The organism is Agromyces sp. NPDC060279, assembly GCF_042726785.1.
Lineage (GTDB): Bacteria > Actinomycetota > Actinomycetes > Actinomycetales > Microbacteriaceae > Agromyces.
Genome location: NZ_JBHXBK010000002.1, coordinates 121849 through 142874, shown reverse-complemented (window position 1 = coordinate 142874; position 21026 = coordinate 121849). Strand labels below are relative to the sequence as shown.

Genomic DNA, 21026 nt, shown 5'->3' with positions numbered 1-21026 from the left:
CGGTCGGGTAACCGGTGATTGTTGGGGGCGAGCCAGGGCGATATTCGGGTTGTCGCCGTGGCTCGGGCTGTGAGGGGGCCGGTCATCGACCGGCCCCCTCCTCATTTCACCGGCAGTGCTGTCAGGCAGCGCAGACGGCGCAGCTGCTCCTCGGGCGCGGTGCGCCCGGCTCAGTCCTCGGCGGGCTCGGTCTCGCCGGCCGCGGCGGCCCGCTCCGCCTCGTCCTCCGGCGCTCGCGGGATCTCGAGCCACAGTTCCACCTCGGCGTCGTCGCCGTCGTCGCCCGGTACCGCCGAGGTGCGCAGGCCCACGACCGTCACGGCGGCGGCCGAGCCCTCCGCGGCGGTCCTGGCGATGATGCGATCGGCGTTCGAGCCCGCGATCGCCTCGGCGAGCTGCGAGAGCACGCGGTCCCGCGCCACCTCGTCGAGGTCGTCGATGCCGCCCTCGTCGAGGAGCGTCACGGTCATGCCGCGTTCGCGGGCGCGCTGCACCTCGACGCGGACGGCGTCGGTGAGCAGCATCCGGCCGCGGATCTCGTCGCGGATGGCCGCCTCGAGCCGGCGGCACTCCTCGCGCTGCGACTCGCTGAGCACGCCCTCGCGGTCGATGATGCGGCGGAGCATGGGTGCGGCGACCCGGTTCGTGTGCGCGAGGCGCATCCGCCCCTCGAAGAGGTACGCGTCCTGCGCCGCCTGCCACGCCGCCGCCTCGCGCTCCGCCTGCGCGTAGCGCCGGGTCTCCCGGGCCGAGTTCGCGAGGGCGGAGGTGAGCGCGTGCGCGATGGCCACCCAGACGACGCTGCCGATCACGCCGAGCGAGCCGAGTGCGAGCGGCCCCGCCCACACCATCGTCTGCACCGCGAGCGCGATCACGCCGAGCCAGGCGACGACGAGCTGGCGGCGGGCCGCGGCGATCGTCATCAGCGTGCCCACGGCCGCGACGTACCAGGTGGCGTAGCCGTTGTCGCCCGAGGCGTCGAGCTGGCTCGTGGCGAGCAGCGGCAGCGCGATGCTGACCGCGAGGTCGAAGGCGGCGAGCCAGTCGGGCATCCGCGCCCGGGAAGAGGGCCAGAGGCTCAGCACCGTCGCGAAGGCGTAGCAGGCGAGGGCGACGATCGCGGGCCAGGGGCTCGCGGGCACGGCGAGCGAGTACACGCCGAGGATGACGTGGTACGTCGAGAAGAGCGCCGCGAGCACGAGCAGCAGCCACCGCGGGACGGAGATCATGCGTCGCCCCCGATCGCGCCGGTAGGCCAGGCGAGGATGACCGTCGTGCCGTGCCCCGCGAGCGACTCGATCTTCGCGAGGCCGCCCGCGTTCGTCATCCGCTCCTCGATGGAGACGCGTACGCCGAGCCGCTCGTGCGGCACCGTGATCGGGTCGAAGCCCACCCCGTTGTCGGCGACCTCGATGACGCAGCCGTTGGCCCGCACGCCGCGCACGCGGAGCTCGCGCCGGGTCACCCGGCCCGGCTCGTCGGCGTGCTGGAGGCTGTTCACCATCGCCTGCACCGCCGCCGAGTAGAGCGCCTCGACGGCTTCGACGGGCAACTCCACGCCGCCCGCGTTCACGACGCGCACCGCGAAGCTCGCATTGAACGTGCCGATCGCGGTGCGCAGCCGCCGCACGAGCACGCCGAGCGACACCCGGTCGAGCGAGCGAGGGCCGGCCGCGCCGGCCTCGTCGAGCCGCGCGATCGCGTCCTTCGCCATGCGTGCGGCGAGCGCCTGCTGCTCGGGCCGGGTGGCCGCGGCGGCCGAGAGCAGCGTCGTCAGCACGCTGTCGTGCACGAGGGCGTCGACCTTGACGCGCTCGAGCTCGTTCGCGTGCAGGCGGGCGGCGAGGTCATAGCGCTGCAGGGCCGCCTCCTGGGCCTGGTCGACGCCGATCGCCGCCTGCCGGAGCATCGTGATGATGACGAGCACCACGATGCCAAGGATGAGCGCGTAGGTGGCGTCGAGCACGGCGAGCAGCGGCTCGGCCGAGCCGCCCGACGGGGAGACGCGGACGATGCCGTAGACGATCGGCACGACGACGGTGTACGCCGCCGCCCACCAGCTCGGCAGCGCGACGACCGCGGCGGTCGTCGCGACGGTGCAGAGGAAGTACAGCCAGGGCACCTGCCCGGCCATCGCGCCGAAGTCCTCGACGAGGGTGGGCCACGAGAGCAGGGCGAGCAGGTAGAGGATGGCGAAGGCGAGGCACGCGGCGCGGATCGCGACCTTCGAGAGCGTGGCCACGGCGAGCGCCACGATCGCGCCGTACACGACGGCCATGAGCGCGGCTCCGGCGCCTGGGCGCAGGACCGCGGCCTCGGCGAGGGCGGAGGGCACCGTCTGGGCGGCGAAGACGAGGCCCGCGATCCCGACGGCGCGAGCGGAGATTGTCTCGACCTGGCTCCGGCTGACCGACATCCTCCGCCGGGCGGTGGGTCGGGCGACGCGCCACTCAGCGGAGGGCATCGCCTGCTTCGCCGTCGAGGCCCGGGAGGATGCCGTCTTCGACCGCGCGGCGCAGCAGGTCGACCTTGGTCGGCGCGGGGCGGCCGACCTCGACGTACTTCGCGCGGATGCGGTCGAGGTACTCGCGGGCGGTCGAGTGCGCGATGCCGAGCTGGGCGGCGACGAGCTTCAGCGGCAGGCCGGAGGCGTAGAGGTGCAGCACGTCGCGCTCGCGGCGGCCGAGCTGAGCCCTGGCGAAGTCGCGGTCGGCCTCGATCGCGCTCGCCCACTCGACGTTGTTCAGCACGTCGCCGCGGGCGACGGTGGAGATGGCGCCGATCACGGCGGCCATCGGCGAGGCCTTCGGGATGACGCCCGCCGCACCCGCGGCGAGCGCCTCGCGCACCGCGGCGACGCGGTCGGCGATGGAGTGCACGAGCACGTGGCTGCCGGTGGCGAGCACCTGGCGCACATTGTCGGTGACGCTCGAGCCGTCGCCGAGCGAGAGGTCGAGCACGACGACGTCGCAGCTGCCGCCGTCGAGCGCGGCGAGCAGCTGGGGCACGTCGGCCGTGTCGGCGATGACGTCGTAGCCCGCGTCCTGGCAGGCCGCGCGCAGCCCGAGCCGGACCGCCTCGTGATCGTCGACGATCGCGACCGTCGCCTGGCGTGCGTCGCTGTCGCGCTCGTCGCTCACAGCACCCCCCGTTTCCTCAGCTGCCACCCTAGCGGGCGAGACGCGCCACTGCTTCGAGGTGGTGCGTGTTCGGGAACAGATCGAAGGCCTCGACCGCCTCCAGCTCGTAGCCGTGCCCCCGGAAGAGGGCCACGTCGCGCGCGAGCGCCACCGGATCGCACGCGACGTAGACGATCTGGGCGGGCCCGAGGCCGGCGATCCGGTCGACGACCTCGCGGCCGGCGCCCGCGCGCGGCGGGTCGAGCACGACGGTGCCGCCCGCGAGGCCCGCGCGCTCGGCGGCGCCCGCACCGGCCGCGAGCTCGGCGAGGTAGCGGTCGACGCGGGCGGTCACGGCCTGCGCGCCGACCCACTCGGCGAGGTTCTCCCCCGCGTGCAGCGTGGCGCGCGGATCGGCCTCGACGGTCGTGATGCGGGTCGTGTCGCCGAAGCGGTCGCCGACCGCGGCGGCGAGCAGGCCGACGCCGCCATAGAGGTCGAGGTTCGCGGCGCGAGGGTCGAAGCGCTCGGCGTCGATCGCGCGCTGGACGGCGGCGTGCAGGGTCGCGGCGGCGCCCCGGTGCACCTGCCAGAATCCCCCGCGGTCGACCTGGAACCGGCGCCCGGCGACGAGCTCCTCGACGATGACGGTGTCGCGGGGCACGGCCGGGCGCGCGGCCTGCGAGCGGCGCGGCCCGCCGCGACGGCCGCGCTGGGCGCGCGGTCCGCGCTGGCGCGGCTCGGCGTCGGCTTCGACGGTCACGAGCTGGGCCTCGCCGGCGCTCGGCAGCACGAGGTCGATCGCCCCGACACCGGGCATCCGCGCGTCGAGCGGGGCGAGGGCCGTGAGCTCGGCGGCCGCGAGCGGGAGCGAGGCGACCGGGACGACCCGGCGGCTGCGCGCGGCGTACGGCCCGACCCGGCCCTCCGCGTCGACGTGCAGGCGCACCCGGGTGCGCCAGCCGGTGCCGTCGTCGGCGTCGACGCCCGGCGCGAGCACTGCGGCCACGGCCGCGACCTCGGGGGCGAGCTCGACGCCGCCCATGCGGGCGAGGGCATCGGCCAGGACCTCGCCCTTCAGCGCGCGCTGGCGCTCGATGCGGATGTGCCCGAACTCGGCGCCGCCGGCGCGCTCGGCCGGGTCGCGATCGACGGAGGCCTCGGCCCAGACGTGCTCGCGGCGGTCGGGCGAGGCGTCGAGCACCTCGACGGTGTCGGCCCGCCAGAAGCGGTCCTTCGAGGCATCCGTCACCCGTGCCCGCACCCGCTCGCCGGGGATGGCGTCGGCGACGAAGACGACGCGGCCGTCGTGGCGGGCGACCGCGACGCCGCCGTGGGCGATGCGGTCGACCTGGAGGTCGAGCAGGGATCCGAGCATGCATCGAGCATCCCACAGCAGCGCAGGGCGGCCGCCGCGCGGCAAGATGGACGCATGCGCCTCTACCTCGCCTCCACCTCCCCCGCCCGGCTGCAGACGCTGCGGGCCGCGGGCATCGAGCCGATCGCGGTCGCCCCGGGGGTGGACGAGCGCGCGGTCGTCGAGGCGTACGAGGGCCAGCACGGACCGCTGCCGGTGGAGCGGATGGTGCAGCTGCTCGCGCAGGCGAAGGCGGAGGCGCTGCTCGGCACGACCCCCGGTGGCGAGCCGATCGACGGGCTGATCTTCGGTGGGGACTCGGCGTTCCTCGTCGACGGCCGCATCCACGGCAAGCCGCACACGCCCGAGGTCGCCAAGGAGCGCTGGCTCGCGCAGAACGGCGGCAGCGGGGCGCTGTGGTCCGGGCACTGGCTCATCGATCACCGCGGCGGCCGGGTGAACCGGGCGGTGGGGCGGGCGGATGTCGCGACCGTGCGCTTCGCGACCCTGGATGAAGCCGAGATCGACGCGTACATCGCGACGGGCGAGCCGTTGGCCGTGGCGGGGGCGTTCACCGTCGACAGCCTGGGCGGTCCGTTCATCCGCTCGGTCGAGGGCGACCCGTCGACCGTGGTGGGCCTCTCGCTCTCCACGCTCCGCGAGCTGGTGCGCGAGCTCGGCGTGCCGTGGACCGGGCTCTGGATCCGCTGAACCCCGAAATCGCCGATCCGATTGGCAACTTCGGCGGACTGACGCCGCAGTTGTGAGCTGCCGCAGCCTGGAACCGCGTCTTTTTGTGGGAGCCCTTCAAAGCCGAGGGGGTCCCGAGCAATAGAGTTGAGAACTATGCCGCGCATCACCAAGGTCCTCATCGCCAACCGTGGCGAGATCGCCGTCCGCGTCATCCGGGCCGCTCGCGACGCCGGAATCGGCTCGGTCGCCGTCTACGCCGACCAGGACCGCGACGCGCGCCACGTGAAGCTCGCCGACGAGGCGTACGCCCTCGACGGCGCCACGAGCGCCGACACCTACCTCGTCATCGACAAGCTGCTCTCCGTGGCCCGCCGCTCCGGTGCGGACGCGGTGCACCCGGGCTACGGCTTCCTCGCCGAGAACCCCGACTTCGCCCGCGCGGTCATCGCCGCCGGCCTCGTCTGGATCGGCCCCTCCCCCGAGGCCATCGAACGCCTCGGCGACAAGGTCTCCGCGCGGCACGTGGCCGAGAAGGTCGGCGCGCCGCTCGCCCCCGGCACCCTGAACCCGGTCGCGGGCGCCGAGGAAGTGCTCGAGTTCGTCGACCAGCACGGCCTGCCCGTCGCCATCAAGGCGGCGTTCGGCGGCGGCGGGCGCGGCCTCAAGGTCGCCCGCACCCGCGAAGAGGTGTCCGAGCTCTTCGACTCGGCCACCCGCGAGGCGGTCGCCGCCTTCGGCCGCGGCGAGTGCTTCGTCGAGAAGTACCTCGACAAGCCGCGCCACGTCGAGACCCAGTGCCTCGCCGACCAGCACGGCAACGTCGTGGTCGTCTCGACCCGCGACTGCTCGCTGCAGCGCCGCCACCAGAAGCTCGTCGAGGAGGCGCCCGCACCGTTCCTCAGCCAGGTACAGATCGACGCCCTCTACTCGGCCTCGAAGGCCATCCTCAAGGAGGTCGGCTACGTCGGCGCCGGCACCTGCGAGTTCCTGATCGGCCAGGACGGCACCGTCTCGTTCCTCGAGGTGAACACCCGCCTCCAGGTGGAGCACCCCGTGTCCGAGGAGGTCACCGGCCTCGACCTCGTCCGCGAGCAGTTCCGCCTCGCCGAGGGCGGCGTCCTCGACTACGACGACCCCGAGGCGAGCGGCCACTCGATCGAGTTCCGCATCAACGGCGAGGACCCGGGCCGCAACTTCCTGCCCGCGCCCGGCCCGATCCACCAGCTCCGCTTCCCCGGCGGCCCCGGCATCCGCGTCGACTCCGGCGTGACGAGCGGCGACGAGATCTCGGGCGCCTTCGACTCGCTGCTCGCGAAGCTCATCGTGACCGGCAAGGACCGCCAGGAGGCGCTCTCGCGCGCCCGCCGCGCCCTCGACGAGGTCGAGGTCGCCGGTCTGCCCACGGTGCTGCCGTTCCATCGCGACATCGTGACGAACCCCGCGTTCGCCCCCGAGGGCGAGCAGCCGTTCTCGATCTACACGCGCTGGATCGAGACCGAGTACGAGAACACGCTCGAGCCCTGGTCGGGCGAGCTCGAGGAGGTGCGCGGCCCGGCCGCGCGCGCGAGCGTCGTCGTCGAGGTCGACGGCCGCCGCATCGAGGTCTCCCTGCCGAAGAAGCTCGTCGGCACCGCAGGCTCCAACGGCGGCGCCTCCGCCGGCGCCCCGGCTCCCCGCCGCCGCGCCGCGGGCGGGGCGGTCGACACCGCCACCGGCGACGCCGTGAAGGCCCCCATGCAGGCGACCGTCGTGAAGGTCGCCGTCGCCGAGGGCGACAAGGTCGTCAAGGGCGACCTCGTGCTCGTGCTCGAGGCGATGAAGATGGAGCAGCCGATCATCGCGCACAAGGACGGCATCGTCGGCGTCGTGAACGCCGAGCCCGGCGTCACGGTGTCGAGCGGGCACCTGCTGCTGTCGATCGCGGACGCCTAGAGCCCGGCGCTCGGCGGAGCGCTCATCGCGTTGCTCGAAGGAGTGAGCGAGCGCACTCCCCCGCTCGAGCCGGACGTCGCCGCCGCGCCGCCGGTCGCCGCTCAGTAGCCGGGTCGCCCCGGCGCCCGCCACCGGAGCGCGGCGGCGAGCGCGGCCAGCAGGACGACCGCTGCGCCGTACCCGTACGTCGTCGCACCGAGCGAGATCGCGGGGGCGAGCAGGCCCGCGATGACGGCCGGGATGCCGAAGGCGAGGTAGGAGACGGTGTAGAGCGCGGCGAAGGTGGCGGCCCGCTCCGACGGTGCCACGGCGGGGATGATCGAGCGCAGCACACCCATGAAGGCGGTGCCGAATCCCGAACCGGCGACGACGACCGCGGCGAAGTACGCGGCGAGCGAGTGCGCGCCGAGCGCGAGCAGGCTGAGCGCCGTACCCATGGCGAGCGCGGCGGCGCCGTAGATCGTGATGAAGCGCGGAGTGCGCGAGCGGATGAGCGCCGCCGACACCGCCCCGGAGCCGGCGAGCGCGGCGACCGCGAGCCCCTGCCAGAGGTGCAGCTCGGCGCCGAGCTCGCGGTGCACGATGCTCGCCCCGAGCGAGAGGAACAGTCCGCCGGTCGCCCAGCCGGCGAGCACGACGGGGGTGCTCTTCACGAACAGGCCGCGCACGTGCCCAGGAACCCCCAGCCGCGGGCGGAGCGAGGCCAGCCAGCCGGGGTGCCGCGGGGAGGTCTCGGGCGCGACCCAGGCGAGCAAAGACATCGCGAGGAAGACGACCGTGAGCGGGAGGAACACGGCGGCGAGCGGCTCGGGCGCGATGTCGAGCACCGCGCCCGCGGCGAGCGCCCCGAGCGCGAGCCCCGCCATCGGCGCGACCGCGTTCCAGAGGGCGGCGGAGCCGGGGCGACCGGCCGGCTCGAGGTCGGCGATGCTCGCGGAGAGGGCGGAGAGCAGGAGTCCGCTCGCCGCCCCCTGCACGGCCCGGGCCGCGAACAGGGTCGCCGTGGCATCCGCATGCCAGAAGAGGAGCACGCTCAGCGCGAGCAGCAGGAACCCGGCGCTGACGACGGGCCTGCGGCCGAGGTGATCCGAGAGCGAGCCGGTCGTGAGCAGCGCGCCGAGCAGCGTGATCGCGTAGACGGCGAACACCGCGGTGATGGTGCCCGAATCGATGCCGAGTTCGGCCTGCAGCACGGGGTAGAACGGCGATGGGGCGCTCGCCCCGGCCATCATCACGGTGACGCCGGCGACCGCGAGGGCGAATCCGGGTCCGGTGGGACGAGTGCGCATGAAGCATCCTGTCTGTTCCAAAAATCTCGAACGATTGGACAGTACTCGCCATCCGCGCATTATTCAACTATTCTCGAACCATGCCCGCCCCGGTCGAGCTCCCGCACCCCGAGCGGTCAGAACTCACTCTCGGCGCCGTGCTCTTCGCGCTGAGCGATCCCGAGCGGCTCGCGATCGCGCAGCAGCTCCACGACGGCCCGCTCGACATGGCCGCGTGCCACCTGAGCGACCCGAACGTGCCGAAATCGACGAAGTCGCACCTCATGAAGGTGCTCCGCGAGGCCGGCGTCATCCGCAACGAGCCGAACGGGCGCGGCCGCCTCCTCACCCTGCGCCGCGAGGACCTCGACGCCCGCTTCCCCGGACTCCTCGACACGATCCTCGACGCGGCCGAGCACCCCGGCGGCGCGTAGCCTCCCTCAGCAGACCTCTTGAGAGTGCTCGGTCAGGATCCAGCGGCCGCCCTCGGGCACGAGCGCGACCGTGCCGCAGTCGCCGGAGCCGTAGGTGACGAAGAGCTCGGCGCGGCCGGCCGCCTCCTCGATCGTCTCGACCTCGGCATCCGCCGTCGCGCCGAGCGCGGCGTACAGCTGCGCCGTCGTGGCGATCAGCTCGGCGCAGCCGCCGAGCGAGACCCCGCCCGCCGCGAGCTCCGCCAGCATCTTCGCGACCAGCTCCTCGCTGAGGTAGGAGCAGGCCAGCTCGACGTCCGGCTCCCGGCTCGCCGCGAGCCAGGTGCGGAAGCTCTGCTCAGGGGTCTCCGTCGCGGTGGGGCTCGCGGAGGCGGGCGCTGACGACGCCGGGGCCGACGCCGCCCCGGTCGGCGCGGCTCCGTCGGCCGGCCCGCTCGCGCACCCGGCGAGCAGGCCCGCGAGGAGCGTCGCGGCGAGCAGCGGGCGGATGGCGCGGCGAAGCGAGTGAGACGTGGTCACCATCCCATCCTGCCGGGTTCCGAGCGGCCGCGGCGACGCCGCCCTCGACCGTCAGCCCGGCCCGGTGAGGTGATCGAAGTCGCCGCGTGCCCAGGCCGCGTGCCGGTCCGCCGAGGCACGCAGTCGAGCTTTCCCCTCGGAGCGGATGGCGCCGCCGAAGTTGCCGTAGATGCGGTCGAACTCGTATCGCTCGACGTGATCGGCGATCCGCAGCACGACACCGGCCGAGAGCGGGATCCGGTTCGGGTACGAACGCATGAAGGCGAGCGACTCCCCGTCGGGGTTGACCCCGATCGTGTCGCCGGTCAGCAGCACGCCGGCGCCGTCGCGCCCGGCCCAGTGCACGACGCAGCTGCCAGGGAAGTGCCCGCCGGGCTGCGAGGCGACCACGCCGTGCACCAGCTCGATCTCGCCGTCCCAGTACACGACCGGATCCGGCGTGACGCCGAGCCACTCGCGGTCCACGTTCGAGACGTACACGGTCGCCCCGCCGAGCGCCCGCGACCACTGCGACTGCAGCCCGTACATGTGCGGGTGCGAGGCGATGATCGCGGCGAGCGGGCCGAGCGCGCGAACCGCCTCGACGGCGCGCTCGGTGCTCGACGCCGGCACCTCCACCATCACGTTGCCCGCCTCGGTGACGATGACCTTCGCCTGCTGGTCGATGCCGGGTCCACCGTCGACCGCGATCGACCACAGCCCGGGCTCGGTCTCGAAGACCGCGATGCCGCCGGCGAAGTCGGCCGGGTCCACCCAGTGCTGCCGTCGGTCCGCCGCCAGGTACTGGCGTTCATCGGCGCAGATCGGACAGATCTCCGGCAGCGCCTCGGGGTCGTACTCGACGCCGCAGACGGCGCACTGCAGGACTGCTGGGTTCATGCGGGCTCCTCACCTCGCCTCCCAGTCTCGAACCTCAAGCGCGCTCGAGGTCAAGCCGTCGCCTCAGCGCCACGTCTCCACGAGCCGCGCCGCGAGCGCGCGGTCGACGTCGGCCGGCACTCCATGCGGACCGGTGAACGCCGCGCGCCCAGTGGCGATCGCGGCGAGGCTCGCCGCCTGCAGCGCGAGGCCGAGGTCCATCGCCTGGATGGGGTTCCCGCTCGCGGCGACGAGGTTGAGCATGCGGGTGCCGTGCAGCACGACGATCTCGCGTCCGTCCGGCATCCGGTAGAGGCTGCGCGCCGACGCGTCGCCGCCCGGCACCGACAACGAGCGCTGCTCGACGGCCGCCTCGGCGAGCGCGGCGAGGTCGAGTTCGTACGGTTCGTGCCCGACCCCGGCGATGATGAGGCCGTCGGGCAGGAGCGGGAATGCCTCGGCGGGCACGACGTCGGGATGTCCCGTCGCGAGGAAGAGGGCGTCCGAACCCGGCAGCAGCTCGGCGAGCGGGCCCACCCGGTGGCCGTGCATGATCGCTTCGAGCGCCCGGTACGGGTCGGGGTCCACGACGCTCACCCGGGCGCCGAGCCGCTGCAGCGTGTCGGCGACGCCCTTGCCGCAAGGTCCATAGCCGACGACGGTGGCCCTCGTGCCCGGCAGCATCGCGTTCGTCGCGTTCATGAAGCCCTGCACGATGCTCTGGCCCACGCCGAACTCGTTCTCGACGAGGAGCTTCAGCCGGCTGTCGTTGATCACGACGACCGGGAAGTCCGCGGCGACGTCGAGCTGCCGCAGCCGCCGCCCACCGGTCGTCGTCTCCTCGGTCGCGCCGAGGAAGCCGGCGGCGCGCGGGCCGCCGCGCAGCACGAGCTCGATCATCTCGCCGCCGTTGTCGAGCAGCAGCTCCGGCTCGGCGGCCACGACCTGCGCGACGTTGCGGGAGTGCTCGGCCGGGTCATCCGTCCGCTCCCCCACGACCGTCGCGCCGAGCTCGGCGAGCGCCGCCGCCGTCTCGGGCACGGTGGTGCCGAGATTGCCGGTGATCGTGACGCGCGCGCCGACCCGGAGCAGCCACTGCACGAGCACGCCCGTCTTCGGCTCGGTGTGCAGGCAGATGCCGACGTGGCGGCCGGCGAAGGCCCCGGCGTGCTCGCGCATCGTCGCGGCGAGCACCGGCATGGAGCGTGCGGCCCAGTCGAGCGCGGGGAACCCGCTCGGCGGCAGGTGGAGCTCAGTCATCGTCGGGTCCTTTCCGATGACCGAAACCTATCGCGCCGCCTCCCCGACGCGCACCCGGTAGCGGAGGTGCGTGGTGAGCGGCGAGGACTCGGCGCTCACCTGCTCGATCCCGATCCTCGCGGCGTCGATCCGGTCGAAGAGGCGCACCCCGGCGCCGAAGAGCACCGGCGAGACGGCGAGGTGGAACTCGTCGACGACCCCCGCGTTCAACGCCTGCACGATCGTGTCCGCGCCGCCGGCGACCCGGACGTCGCGCGCGCCGGCGGCCGCACGAGCCTGCTCGACCGCGGACTCGATGCCGTCGGTGACGAAGAAGAAAGTGGTGCCGCCGGCGCGCACCCACGGCTCGCGCGGCGCATGGGTCACCACGAACACCGGGGTGTGGAACGGCGGCTCCTCCGGCCACATGGCCTCGCCGGCGTCGAACATGCGCCGGCCCATGACGCTCGCCCCGGTGCGCTCGAAGGTGGCGCGGACGAGATCGTTGTCGGGCCCCTCCTCACCGCCGGTGCCGAGCTGCAGGTTCTCCCGGAAGTGCTTCTGCCGGAACACCCACTGCTGCAGCTGCATCCACTGCCGCCCCATCAGCTCGTCCGCGGAGGCCGGGGCGATGAAGCCGTCCAGCGACATCGAGACGCTGAAGAACACGGTGCCGGCCATCAGTGCGCCTCCGGCGTCCGGCTCGCGCCTTCGACGTAGGCGGCGAGTTCGGCGAGCGTCTGCCGGCCGCCCTCGACCGCGCCGTGCCGTTCGATGGCGGCATCCCGCAGTTCCCGGCTCGGGAACACGGTCAGCATGCGGACCTCGGTCGACTCCCCGCGCTCCTCGAAGCTCAGCACGGACTCGAAGGCGTCGGGGTCGTCGCGATGCTCGCCGTGGAGCATCGCGATCCGTTCGGGCGGGACGATCTCGGTCCAGCTGATCCACTCGGGGTACTTCGTGCCGTCCGGCCCGTGCATCACGAACTCCCAGACCCCGCCCTCGCGGAACTCGAAGGCGCGGGTGGTCGTCGTGAAGCCGTGCGGCCCCCACCACTGCGACAGGTGCCGCACCTCGGTGAAGGCCTCGAACACGAGGGCCCTCGGGGCCGCGATCACCCGGGTGATCACGATCTCGCGGTCGGCCGTGGCCGATTCCGCTCCGCTCGTCGCGTGGCTGTCCGTCATTCTGCACTCCGTTTCTGCTCGAGGTCCTGCACGTACGCGTCGAGGCGGTCGAAGCTCTCGTTCCAGAACCGCTCGAAGCCGCCGGCCCATTCGTGCACCGGCTCGAGGCCGCGCGCGTCGAGCCGGTACACGCGCTGCCTGCCGTTGCGCCGGTCGTGCACGAGCCCGACCTCCCGCAGCACGCGCAGGTGCTTCGACGCCCCCGGCTGGCTCAGGCCGAGCTCCTCGGCGATGGAGGTCGCGGGGCGCTCGCCGGCGCGGAGCAGCAGCAGGATGTCTCGTCGCTGCGGCTCGGCGATCGCGTTGAAGACGTCGGAGGTCGTCGCTGCACGGGCCATGGCCACATCATATGCCGATATGGGAAAGTGTAGCAAGCACTGCCGGGCGGCCGCCGCGCACCTACACGGCGCGCTCGTCCGTCCGGCGCTGATCGCCCGCGCGCGAGGAGACGACCCAGATCCCCGCGGTGACGATCGCACAGACCGCGATGCCGAGCAGCTGACGCGGCGAGCCCGCGGCCTCGGGGTCGGCGACGCGGTGGTCGCCACCGAGCCACACCGTGACGACGATCGCGGCGAGATTGTTGGCGGCGTGCATCACGCTCGCCGACTCCAGCCCGCCGGTTCGCCAGGTCACGAGCGATGCCGCGACGCCGAAGGCGAGGTAGAACGCGAGCCGCCAGGGGTCCGCGGTGCCGTGGAACGCCGCGAAGAGCACCGCCGTGATGAGCAGGCTCATCGCGAGGCTCACGATGCTCGGGCCGAACCAAGTGGCCACGGAGCGCGTCAGCAAGCCCCGGAACAGGTACTCCTCGGCCATGGACTGCAGCGGCGCGAGGAGGAGGGCGAGCAGGATCGCCGCCGCCATCGCGGCCGACACCGCCGGCGGCGACGGGGCGCCGTCGAGCATCCAGTCGAGGGCGCCGAGCAGTGCAAACGCGGGAGCGACGAGCAGTGCGGCCCGACCCGCGACGCCCCAGCGGAACCGTCCCGTCACGGCGTGCAGCCAGCGCCCGCGGACGCCGAAGGCGATGCGCTGCACGAGGAAGACGAACGGCAGCACCGCCGCGATCGTGAGGAACGAGAGCGGCAGCCGGGCCTCAGGGAAACCCGCGGCGACGATCGCGGGCACGACCCAGCCGCCCATCACGGCCGCGAGGCCGAAGTAGATCGCGAGGATCGCGACGGCGGCGACGGCGCCGCGCAGACCGGAATGGCGGATGCCTCGGTAGAACTCGTGGTACTCGCGCGCTGCCGGGGCCATGCCGTCCAGTCTCACATCAGCGCGAGCGGAGCGTCCGCCGCCGTCGCTCGATGGCTCCTCGCCAGCCCTTGACAGCCGCCGAGTCGAATGCTTCACTCTTCTCACTCATTGGAATCCAGTTTCCAAATAGCGGAAGCTGAATTCTCCGGCAGGGTCGCCGGCTCGCGTCGGTGCGCCCCGCCACCTCGGTCCGTTCCCCACACGGCCCCCGGTGAAGACACATGCGATATCGCATCAACCGCAACCGACAGCAGAGGAACCATGGGACGCACACGAAGCGCCGCGAAGGCCACCCCCACGAGGCCCGAAGACACGAAGCTCGGCCTCGGCCCGACCTTCGCCTACGGCCTGCAGCACGTGCTCACGATGTACGGCGGCATCATCGCGCCGCCCCTCGTCATCGGCCAGGCCGCCGGCCTCAGCCAGCTGGAGATCGGCGTACTCATCGCGAGCGCGCTGTTCATCGGCGGCCTCGCCACCATCCTGCAGACCATCGGCATCCCCTTCTTCGGCTCCCAGCTGCCGCTCGTGCAGGGCGTCTCGTTCGCGGGCGTCGCGACGATGCTCGCCATCCTCTCCGGCGGCGGCGGGCTGCCGGCGGTGTTCGGCGCCATCCTCGCCTCCGCGGTGATCGGCATCCTCATCGCCCCGTTCTTCGCCATGATCGTGAAGTTCTTCCCACCCGTCGTGACCGGCGTCGTGATCACCTCGATCGGCCTGACGCTGATCCCGGTCGCGGGGACCTGGGCGATGGGCGGGGCCGGCGCGCCCGACTTCGGCGATCCGGCGAACCTCGGGCTCGCCGGTGTGGCGCTGCTCATCATGGTGCTGCTGACGAAGTTCGGCACCCCGGCGCTGGCTCGCCTCGCCATCCTGCTCTCCCTCGTGCTCGCGACCGTCGTCGCCGCGTTCTTCGGCCGCGTCGACTTCGCGGGCGCCCTCGAGGGCCCGATCTTCGCCGTGCCGACGCCCTTCCAGTTCGGGCTGCCCACCTTCGAACCCGCGGCGATCATCTCGATGCTGATCGTCGTGCTCGTCACCTTCACGGAGACGACCGCCGACATCCTCGCGGTCGGCGAGGTCGTCGGCACGAAGGTGGATTCCAAGCGGATCGCGGCCGGCCTGCGCGCCGACATGCTCTCCAGCGCGGTCTCGCCGGTCTTCAACTCGTTCACGCAGAGCGCGTTCGCGCAGAACGTCGGTCTCGTCGCCATCACCAAGGTGAAGAGCCGCTACGTCGTCGCCGCGGGCGGCGTCGTGCTCGTGCTGCTCGGCGTGCTGCCCGTGCTCGGGCGGATCGTCGCGGCCATCCCGACGCCCGTGCTCGGCGGGGTCGGCGTGGCCCTGTTCGGCACGGTGGCCGCGAGCGGCATCGCGACGCTGTCGAAGGTCGACTACCGCAACAACCTGAACCTCATCATCGTCGCGATCTCGCTCGCCTTCGGCATGCTGCCAGTCGTGCTGCCCGCCATCTACGACGCGTTCCCGAGCTGGTTCCAGATCATCTTCCACTCCGGCATCAGCTCGGCGACGATCATGGCCGTGCTGCTCAACGTGCTGTTCAACCACGTCGTGCGGCGCTCGAACTCGCGCGGCGATCGCTCGACCTTCGTGGCGGCGCCGACGCGCCTGGTGCCCGAGGAGGCGCTCACCGCGCTCGAGGAGGGCGACTACTACGTCGGCGGCAAGCTCATCGACAAGGACGGCGCCGAGGTGAAGATCGTGCCCACCGGCTCGATCCCCGCCGTCGACCCCGACCGCCCCTAGCCTGCCTCCCCTCACAACTCAGGAACATCCGGCGGTTATGGACCGCGACGTATTCCGCCCGGCCCGTGATTTCACGGGCCGGTCGGAGCGTGTTCCTGAGTTGTGCGCGCGACGGCGCCCTTAGCGGCGCGGGAGCCGGCCCCGCCGGACCGTCGCAAGCGCCTCGGAAATGAGGCGGGCGGCGAGCTCCGGCTGCTCGATGACGGTCCGCGCGGACAGTCGCAGCACCGGGTAGCCCAGGGCGAGCAACTGCGCGTCCCGTCGCCGGTCCGCCTCGAACTGGGCCTCGGCGGAGTGATACCGATACCCGTCGACCTCGATGACGAGGCGCTGCTCCACGAGCGCGTCGACTCGGCCGACGCCGGCGAACTCGGCCTGCTGCACGAACGCGGCGCCGAGGCCGAGCAGGATCTCGACGAGGTGCGATTCGGCGCCCGAGCCTGATCCGCCCTGCAGCGTCATCGGTGCGCGCTCACCGGACCACACCGCGTCGAGCAGCGTCTGCGCTTCGGGGAGCCGCAGGACTCCGGCCTCGATGCTCGACTCGAACGCGGCTCGGACATCGGCGCGCGGAGCGCACGACGCGACCTCCGCCAACGCCTCGCGCAGACTCACCCGCCAGCTCGACGCCCGCGGCGAACGTCGCCGGACCGGCACATCGCGCCAGTGCACCACGCACGCGCGGGCAGGGTAGCGGTCCGCTCGCAGGCCGCCGTCGTCGTCGACCCGCCAGCGGAGCCGCGCCGCGTTGCGCGGGAGCGTGATGTGCGTGGCGTCATCCCGAAACCCGCCCCAGAGCCCATAGCTGCGGAGCGCGCTGAGGCAGCCGACCCGGCCGCCGAGCCGCACAGCGACCCGCGCGTCGAGCGGAGCACCGGGCACCGCGAAGTGCCCGCGCCGGACGCGGAGGATGGCTCCACTGCGCACGCCGGCCGCGAGCTGCCCGTCGCGGAAGCCGCGATCGAGGAGCTCACCGCGGCACGCGAGTCCCCCGAGCGCCGTGACCACTGCGACGAGACGTTCCACGCCTCACATGCTGGCTGTGCACTACGCATCGCGATCGGCGGTTCGACGAAGCTGCGGATGGCTCGCAGCTCCCGCACGATGTGGAGGAGAGCCATCGCAAACTCAGGAACGCTCCCGCACGATCGGCGGATTCCCGGGCCGCGCGCGAATCCACGGCCCGCATAACCGCCGGATGTTCCTGAGTTGTGGAGGGTCAGCGCACGACGTGCATGGCGCGGGCCGCGTCGGTGAGTGAGCCCGAGAGCGAGGGGTAGACCGGGAAGGCCTCGGCGAACTGGTCGACCGTGAGGCGGTGCTCCACGGCGAGCGCGAGCGGGAAGATCAGCTCGGACGCCTTCGGGGCGACGATGACGCCGCCGATGATCGCGCCGGAGCCGGCCGAGGCGAAGAGCTTCACGAAGCCGTCGCGGATGCCCATCATCTTCGCCCGGGGGTTCGAGGCGAGCGGCAGCTTGTAGACCGTGCCGGGCACGACGCCCTCCTCGATCTCCTTCTGCGTCCAGCCGACGGTCGCGATCTCGGGCTGAGTGAAGATGTTCGAGGTGATGTTGCGGTTCTCGGGCGGGTTCACGACGTCGCCCATCGCGTGGAACACGGCCGTGCGGCCCTGCATCGAAGCGACCGAGGCGAGCGGCAGGAACGTCGTGCAGTCGCCCGCCGCGTAGATGTTCGGCATCGAGGTGCGGGCGACCCGGTTCACCCGGATGTGCCCGGACTCGGTGAGCTGCACGCCGGCCTCCTCCAGGCCGATGCCCTGCGTGTTCGGCACCGAGCCGACCGCCATCAGGCAGTGCGAGCCGCGCACCTCGCGCCCGTCGGTGAGCGTCGCGACGACGGAGTCGCCGTCGCGCACCACGGACTCGGCGCGGGACTTGTTCATGACCTTCATGCCGTTGCGGGTGAAGACCTTCTCGATGACCGCCGCCGCGTCGGCGTCCTCGCCCGGCAGCACCTGGTCGCGGCTCGAGATGAGCGTCACTTTCGCGCCGAGCGCGCGGTACGCCGAGGCGAACTCCGCCCCCGTGACGCCCGAGCCGACGACGATGAGGTGTTCGGGGATCTGCTGCAGGTGGTACAGCTGCGTCCAGGTGAGGATGCGCTCGCCGTCCGGCACGGCGGTCGGCAGCACGCGCGGCGTGGCGCCGACCGAGATGACGAGGGTGTCGGCCTCGATGCGGTCGAAGTCGGTGCCACCCTTCGAGGTCGAGACGATGACGGCGTTGGCGCCGTCGAGCCGCCCCTCGCCCTGCACGAGGTGCACGCCCGCCTCGATGAGGTTCGAGCGCATGTCCTCCGACTGCTGGGCGGCGAGCCCGAGCAGGCGCTTGTTCACGGCGGCGAGGTTGATGGCGACCTTGGGCTTCACGGCCTTCTCGGACTCGCCCTTCGCATAGAACTGCACGCCGAGGTCGGCGGCCTCCTTCACGGCGTTCGAGGCCTCGGCGGTCGCGATGAGCGACTTCGAGGGGACCACGTCGGTGAGCACGGCCGAGCCGCCGACGCCGGCCCGTTCGATGAGCGTGACTTCGGCGCCGAGCTGCGCCGCGGCGAGCGCCGCCTCGTACCCGCCGGGACCGCCGCCGAGGACAGCGATTCTCTGGGTGCGCTCGAATTCATAGGCCATGCTCAATATTCTGGCGCAGGCCGCGAAAGGGCAGCAAACGAGCAGGCGGATGCCACGGCCCGCCCGCGCTGATTAGCATGGTGGGATGACCGAGCAGAACCCCCTCGACGATCCCGCCGCCGACCCCTTCGTGGTGGCCCAGCAGGCGGCCGACCGCATCGCCGAGCTCACCGGGGTCGCCCGGCACGACCTGGCCCTCACCCTCGGCTCCGGCTGGGGCAAGGCCGCCGAGATCATCGGCGAGACGACGCACACCATCCCGGCGACCGAGGTGCCCGGCTTCTCGAAGCCCGCGCTCGAGGGCCACGTCGGCACGCTCCGCTCGGTGCTGCTGCCGAACGGCAAGCGGGCCCTCGTGATCGGCGCGCGCACCCACTACTACGAGAACCACGGCGTGCGCCGGGTCGTGCACTCGGTGCGCACCGCCGCGGCGACCGGGGCGAAGACGATGATCCTCACGAACGGCGCCGGCGGCATCAAGTCGCACTGGAAGCCGGGCACGCCCGTGCTGATCAGCGACCACATCAACCTCACCGCCGACTCACCGCTCGAGGGCGCGACGTTCATCGACCTCACCGATCTGTACTCGACGCGCCTGCGCGAGCTCGCCCGTTCGATCTCGCCCGAGCTCGACGAGGGCGTGTACTGCCAGTTCCGCGGTCCGCACTACGAGACGCCGGCCGAGGTGCAGATGGCGAAGACCATCGGCGGCCACATCGTCGGCATGTCGACCGCGCTCGAGGCCATCGCCGCACGCCAGTCCGGCATGGAGGTGCTCGGCATGAGCCTCATCACCAACCTCGCCGCCGGCATCCAGACCACCCCGCTCAGCCACGAGGAGGTCATCGAGGCGGGCCGCGAGGCCGAGCCCGTGATCTCCAAGCTCCTCGCGGACATCGTCGCCGCGATCTGAGCCCAGCGCCGCCCTGTTGGCGGCTCCGGCGTTTCGCCGACCCCGAAAGGACCATCGGATGCCCGAGCAGCACCCCACCGACGACGCCCGCGTCGCCCTCGCCGAGGCCTGGCTGGCCCAGGACCCCGACCCCGAGACGCGCGAGGAGCTGAGCGGCATCCTCGACGCCGTCCGCGCGGGCGACGGCGCGGCGGCGGCCGAGCTCGCCGACCGCTTCGACGCCCGGCTCGCGTTCGGCACAGCGGGGCTCCGCGGCGAGATCGCCGCCGGGCCGAACCGGATGAACCGGGTGCTCGTGTCGCAGGCGGCGGCCGGGCTCGCGGCGTACCTGCTCGAGCAGGCGGCGCCCGGTGAGACGCCCTCCGTGGTGATCGGCTACGACGGCCGCAAGAACTCGGCGGTGTTCGCCCGGGACTCGGCGGAGATCATGTCGGGCGCCGGCGTCCGCGCCGTGCTGCTGCCCCGGCTCCTGCCGACGCCGGTGACGGCGTTCGCGGTGCGGCACCTGGGTCTCAGCGCCGGGGTCATGGTGACGGCGAGCCACAACCCGCCGAACGACAACGGCTACAAGGTGTACCTCGGCGGCGAGCACGGCGGCTCGCAGATCGTCTCGCCGGCCGACGCCGAGATCGCGGCGCACATCCTGCGCGTCGCCGAGACCGCACTCGTGCCCGAGCTGCCGCGCGGCCCGTACGAGACCGCCGACGAGTCGGTGGTCGAGGCCTACGTGGCGGCGACGGCCCAGGCGGCCGGAGGCGCGCCCGCGGCGCAGCCCAAGGTCGTGTACACGGCGATGCACGGCGTGGGCTGGGAGACGACGGCCAAGGTGCTCGCGACCGCCGGGTTCGACCGCCCGACGCTCGTCGCCGCGCAGATCGAGCCCGACCCGGCGTTCCCGACGGTGGCGTTCCCGAACCCTGAGGAGCCGGGCGCCATGGACCTCGCGTTCGCCACGGCCCGCGAGACCGGGGCGGAACTGATCGTCGCGAACGACCCGGACGCCGACCGCCTCGCCGTCGCGATCCCCGACGAGACCGCCGCCGAAGGCTACCGCCGGCTCACCGGCAACGAGGTGGGCCTCCTGCTCGGCTGGCAAGCCGCTGAGCGCGCCGTCGCCGCGGCGACGGGAGACGGCGGCCCCGAAGGCACCCTCGCCTGCTCGATCGTCTCCTCCCCCGGCCTGGAGGCGGTGGCGCGCCACCACGGCCTGGAGTTCCGGGCCACGCTCACGGGATTCAAGTGGATCTCCCGCGCCCCGCATCTCGTGTTCGGTTTCGAGGAGGCCCTCGGCTACCTCGTGAACCCCGGCACGGTGCGCGACAAGGACGGCATCTCCGCCGCGGTCGCCTTCCTCGCCCTCGCCGCCGAGCTGAAGGCCGCCGGCCGCACGGTCGCCGACCACCTCGACGACTTCGTCGAGCGCTTCGGCTGCTTCGCCTCCGCGCAGGTCTCGATCCGCGTCACCGACCTCGCCCGCATCGGCGAGGTCATGGCCCGGCTCCGCGCGAACCCGCCGGCTGAGGTCGGCGGCATCCGCGTCGAGCGCATCGAGGACCTCGCCGAGGGCGGCGAGCTGCCGCCCTCGGACGTGCTGCGCATCGTGCTGGCCGGCGGCGGCCGCGTGATGGTCCGGCCGAGCGGCACCGAGCCGAAGCTGAAGGTCTACATCGACGCCGTCTCCGACGAGGGCACCGTCGCCGAGCGCCGCGCCGCGGCGACGGCCGCCGCGGCCGCGCTCGAGGCGGGCATGCGCGAGCTCGTCGCCTGAACGACCGGTCGCGCGAGCGACCGGTCGCGCGGGCGACCGGTCGCCGGCTCGCTCGGGCG

Annotated in this window: 20 protein-coding genes; 6 read left to right on the top strand and 14 right to left on the bottom strand. The window is 72.9% G+C overall.

Features of this window, described 5'->3' with window-relative positions; genetic code table 11:
• Positions 1 to 170: 170 nt before the first annotated feature.
• The 4 genes from ACFWE1_RS09350 to ACFWE1_RS09335 are packed head-to-tail and all read right to left on the bottom strand — an operon-like array spanning position 171 to position 4497.
• Complete coding sequence (locus ACFWE1_RS09350; protein ID WP_376933203.1) at positions 171 to 1229, bottom strand: hypothetical protein; 1059 nt, start codon at positions 1227 to 1229, stop codon at positions 171 to 173.
• Positions 1226 to 2464, bottom strand: coding sequence for a sensor histidine kinase (locus tag ACFWE1_RS09345; protein ID WP_376933202.1), 1239 nt, complete (start codon positions 2462 to 2464; stop codon positions 1226 to 1228). The genes ACFWE1_RS09350 and ACFWE1_RS09345 overlap by 4 nt, the downstream gene beginning before the upstream one ends.
• Positions 2451 to 3140, bottom strand: a complete 690-nt coding sequence (locus ACFWE1_RS09340; protein WP_376933201.1) for a response regulator — start codon at positions 3138 to 3140, stop codon at positions 2451 to 2453. The genes ACFWE1_RS09345 and ACFWE1_RS09340 overlap by 14 nt, the downstream gene beginning before the upstream one ends.
• Positions 3141 to 3168: 28 nt before the next feature.
• Positions 3169 to 4497 carry a class I SAM-dependent RNA methyltransferase gene (locus ACFWE1_RS09335; RefSeq protein WP_376933200.1) on the bottom strand — a complete coding sequence of 443 codons (1329 nt, stop codon included), beginning with the start codon at positions 4495 to 4497 and terminating at the stop codon, positions 3169 to 3171.
• Between the two features lie 54 nt (positions 4498 to 4551).
• On the opposite strand from ACFWE1_RS09335, the gene ACFWE1_RS09330 reads away from it, so the two are divergent.
• Both ACFWE1_RS09330 and ACFWE1_RS09325 read left to right on the top strand, forming a co-directional pair.
• Positions 4552 to 5187 carry a Maf family protein gene (locus ACFWE1_RS09330; RefSeq protein ID WP_376933199.1) on the top strand — a complete coding sequence of 212 codons (636 nt, stop codon included), beginning with the start codon at positions 4552 to 4554 and terminating at the stop codon, positions 5185 to 5187.
• Positions 5188 to 5322: 135 nt separating this feature from the next.
• Positions 5323 to 7101 (top strand): acetyl/propionyl/methylcrotonyl-CoA carboxylase subunit alpha, encoded by a 1779-nt coding sequence (locus ACFWE1_RS09325; protein WP_376933198.1) that lies wholly within the window; start codon positions 5323 to 5325, stop codon positions 7099 to 7101.
• Between the two features lie 101 nt (positions 7102 to 7202).
• Here ACFWE1_RS09325 and ACFWE1_RS09320 read toward each other — a convergent pair whose 3' ends face one another.
• A complete protein-coding gene (locus tag ACFWE1_RS09320; protein WP_376933197.1) occupies positions 7203 to 8390 on the bottom strand; it encodes an MFS transporter in 1188 nt (395 codons plus the stop codon).
• A gap of 80 nt (positions 8391 to 8470) precedes the next feature.
• On the opposite strand from ACFWE1_RS09320, the gene ACFWE1_RS09315 reads away from it, so the two are divergent.
• Positions 8471 to 8803, top strand: a complete 333-nt coding sequence (locus tag ACFWE1_RS09315; RefSeq protein ID WP_376933196.1) for an ArsR/SmtB family transcription factor — start codon at positions 8471 to 8473, stop codon at positions 8801 to 8803.
• 6 nt (positions 8804 to 8809) lie between these two features.
• Here the strand turns inward: ACFWE1_RS09315 and ACFWE1_RS09310 are convergent, their stop codons facing one another.
• The 7 genes from ACFWE1_RS09310 to ACFWE1_RS09280 all read right to left on the bottom strand — a co-directional run bounded on the left by ACFWE1_RS09310 (position 8810) and on the right by ACFWE1_RS09280 (position 13869).
• On the bottom strand, positions 8810 to 9322 hold the full coding sequence (locus ACFWE1_RS09310) for a hypothetical protein (protein ID WP_376933195.1): 513 nt from the start codon (positions 9320 to 9322) through the stop codon (positions 8810 to 8812).
• A gap of 51 nt (positions 9323 to 9373) precedes the next feature.
• Entirely contained in the window at positions 9374 to 10201 is an 828-nt protein-coding gene (locus ACFWE1_RS09305; RefSeq protein ID WP_376933194.1) for an MBL fold metallo-hydrolase, read from the bottom strand.
• Positions 10202 to 10264: 63 nt separating this feature from the next.
• A complete protein-coding gene (locus ACFWE1_RS09300; protein ID WP_376933193.1) occupies positions 10265 to 11440 on the bottom strand; it encodes an adenosylhomocysteinase in 1176 nt (391 codons plus the stop codon).
• A gap of 27 nt (positions 11441 to 11467) precedes the next feature.
• Complete coding sequence (locus ACFWE1_RS09295) at positions 11468 to 12100, bottom strand: dihydrofolate reductase family protein (RefSeq protein ID WP_376933192.1); 633 nt, start codon at positions 12098 to 12100, stop codon at positions 11468 to 11470.
• On the bottom strand, positions 12100 to 12606 hold the full coding sequence (locus ACFWE1_RS09290) for an SRPBCC family protein (RefSeq protein WP_376933191.1): 507 nt from the start codon (positions 12604 to 12606) through the stop codon (positions 12100 to 12102). The genes ACFWE1_RS09295 and ACFWE1_RS09290 overlap by 1 nt, the downstream gene beginning before the upstream one ends.
• Positions 12603 to 12944: an ArsR/SmtB family transcription factor gene (locus ACFWE1_RS09285; RefSeq protein ID WP_376933190.1), complete on the bottom strand. Its 342-nt coding sequence runs from the start codon at positions 12942 to 12944 to the stop codon at positions 12603 to 12605. The genes ACFWE1_RS09290 and ACFWE1_RS09285 overlap by 4 nt, the downstream gene beginning before the upstream one ends.
• A 61-nt stretch (positions 12945 to 13005) precedes the next feature.
• Positions 13006 to 13869, bottom strand: a complete 864-nt coding sequence (locus ACFWE1_RS09280; RefSeq protein ID WP_376933189.1) for a CPBP family intramembrane glutamic endopeptidase — start codon at positions 13867 to 13869, stop codon at positions 13006 to 13008.
• 261 nt (positions 13870 to 14130) lie between these two features.
• Here ACFWE1_RS09280 and ACFWE1_RS09275 point away from each other — a divergent pair, with 261 nt between their 5' ends.
• Positions 14131 to 15636 carry a nucleobase:cation symporter-2 family protein gene (locus tag ACFWE1_RS09275; protein ID WP_376933188.1) on the top strand — a complete coding sequence of 502 codons (1506 nt, stop codon included), beginning with the start codon at positions 14131 to 14133 and terminating at the stop codon, positions 15634 to 15636.
• Positions 15637 to 15756: 120 nt separating this feature from the next.
• Here ACFWE1_RS09275 and ACFWE1_RS09270 read toward each other — a convergent pair whose 3' ends face one another.
• Together ACFWE1_RS09270 and ACFWE1_RS09265 are read right to left on the bottom strand one after the other, a co-directional pair.
• On the bottom strand, positions 15757 to 16662 hold the full coding sequence (locus ACFWE1_RS09270) for an endonuclease domain-containing protein (RefSeq protein WP_376933187.1): 906 nt from the start codon (positions 16660 to 16662) through the stop codon (positions 15757 to 15759).
• 193 nt (positions 16663 to 16855) lie between these two features.
• Positions 16856 to 18286, bottom strand: a complete 1431-nt coding sequence (locus ACFWE1_RS09265; RefSeq protein WP_189086233.1) for an NAD(P)H-quinone dehydrogenase — start codon at positions 18284 to 18286, stop codon at positions 16856 to 16858.
• Positions 18287 to 18371: 85 nt separating this feature from the next.
• Here ACFWE1_RS09265 and ACFWE1_RS09260 point away from each other — a divergent pair, with 85 nt between their 5' ends.
• Entirely contained in the window at positions 18372 to 19199 is an 828-nt protein-coding gene (locus tag ACFWE1_RS09260) for a purine-nucleoside phosphorylase (RefSeq protein WP_189086232.1), read from the top strand.
• 58 nt (positions 19200 to 19257) lie between these two features.
• Positions 19258 to 20967, top strand: a complete 1710-nt coding sequence (locus ACFWE1_RS09255; RefSeq protein WP_376933186.1) for a phospho-sugar mutase — start codon at positions 19258 to 19260, stop codon at positions 20965 to 20967.
• Positions 20968 to 21026: the final 59 nt, after the last annotated feature.